Source organism: Providencia sp. PROV130, from assembly GCF_028482225.1.
Taxonomy (GTDB): domain Bacteria; phylum Pseudomonadota; class Gammaproteobacteria; order Enterobacterales; family Enterobacteriaceae; genus Providencia; species Providencia rettgeri.
Genome location: NZ_JAMPQC010000075.1, coordinates 1 through 1,358, shown reverse-complemented (window position 1 = coordinate 1,358; position 1,358 = coordinate 1). Strand labels below are relative to the sequence as shown.

At 41.9% G+C, this 1,358-nt stretch carries 2 protein-coding genes and 1 pseudogene; all 3 read right to left on the bottom strand.

Annotated features, from left to right (window positions below):
• A pseudogene (locus PSF28_RS23575) lies at window positions 1-689 on the bottom strand (replication protein 15); the annotation flags it as partial.
• Window positions 686-853 (bottom strand): hypothetical protein, encoded by a 168-nt coding sequence (locus PSF28_RS23570; RefSeq protein WP_164565211.1) that lies wholly within the window; start codon window positions 851-853, stop codon window positions 686-688. The gene PSF28_RS23570 and the pseudogene PSF28_RS23575, both read right to left, overlap by 4 nt.
• An 83-nt stretch (window positions 854-936) precedes the next feature.
• Window positions 937-1,358 (bottom strand): YmfL family putative regulatory protein (locus PSF28_RS23565; RefSeq protein ID WP_272685740.1); only part of this gene is annotated, 422 nt, incomplete at its 5' end.

Here is a 1,358-nt window from a genome sequence, read left to right as displayed (position 1 = left end):
CGCTTAAACATCCACTTGGCTGCTTCTAAATCTTCCAGTGTTCCCCATAGCTGGCCATTCGCACTCGATACCGCTGAATTTAAATTTTTATTAGAAATATCACTTTCAACTGTGTCGCTGGATTCGCTAGAATTCTGCGACGAAAGGGATTTATTGATCTGTAAGTTATTATCTGAGTTAAGATCTGTATAAAGATAGGAATCCTCATTTTCGACGTTTCCATGATTCTGCATTTTTGCGGTTTCCATTCCGCATTTTCGACGATTCGATTCCTCGTTTTCGACGTTTCCATTCCTCACTTTCGACGTTTCAGGAATAGCAGGAAAAATCATTGAGATAAGCGCATCACCATCTAATCTGTAGTGCGTAACTGGGGTTCCATTAACCTTTTTAGTTTTCGTTTCAATAATGCCGGGAAAGTATTTTTTACGTAATTTATCAACCAGCCGACGAGACTGTTCTTCGCTTGATAAACCTTTAATTTCATCAGCAAGATCTTCATGGCTCTTATAAAACCAGCCATCGTTCGCACTTGATGCAACACCCGACCAAAATACCAATTGATTCAGTATTGCAGCCAAGGCGTGAGCCTGCTGATCACCCTTAAAAAACTCAAGGTAAGGCACAGGTATAACAATTACGTTTTTATGCCCTGACATGGCTTGAACGATGTCAAATGTATTTGTCATGCCTTCACCCGATTAGTTGCATTAAAATCATCTACCAACCACTCAACAAACTTGTAGTTGGTCTCTTGCCGCCCTTCTGGTACCTTTAGTTCATAGACAAAACGACCATCACGGATGGAAACTCTCACTTGCGTTCTACCGCGTAAATTCGTTACACTGCTCATGCTAGTTACTCCACACAAGTTGTTATTAGCACCCGACGCCTCGGACCGCATATCTGGGGCGTCAACCTTTCTAGCTATGCTCATCATTGTTTAATCCCATAAACCGTTTTTAATGACTCAATAAACCCTGCAGCGTACCCAAACACCTTTGCTGACTTGCGATCTATTGCCTTAATTTCCTCGTCAGTAAGAACGCCATCAGAAATGCTATTTTGAATCAGTACAGATAACGCACCCTGCATAGCGCCAAGATTCATGCGTATTTCAAAAAGTTCGACTGTATCTAAATTCTCAGGCTCGACTTTAGTTGCAGGAACCATTGAGTGACGATCCATGTGATATTCCACCAGCAACTTAGTGCCTGATAATTCCTCAATAGCTTCAAGCTCATCATTTTCAAAGAAACGACAGCCGTTTTTCTCATACAGCTTGTTATTGAAAGTAGTTTCAGAAATACCCAAAGCACCCGCCATCGCTGAACGACCACCAGGGAATGCCTTGCACA

Bases quoted from the DNA above. Each gene is read 5' to 3' on its own strand.
- PSF28_RS23570 (WP_164565211.1), bottom strand. From the start codon at position 853: ATGAGCAGTGTAACGAATTTACGCGGTAGAACGCAAGTGAGAGTTTCC.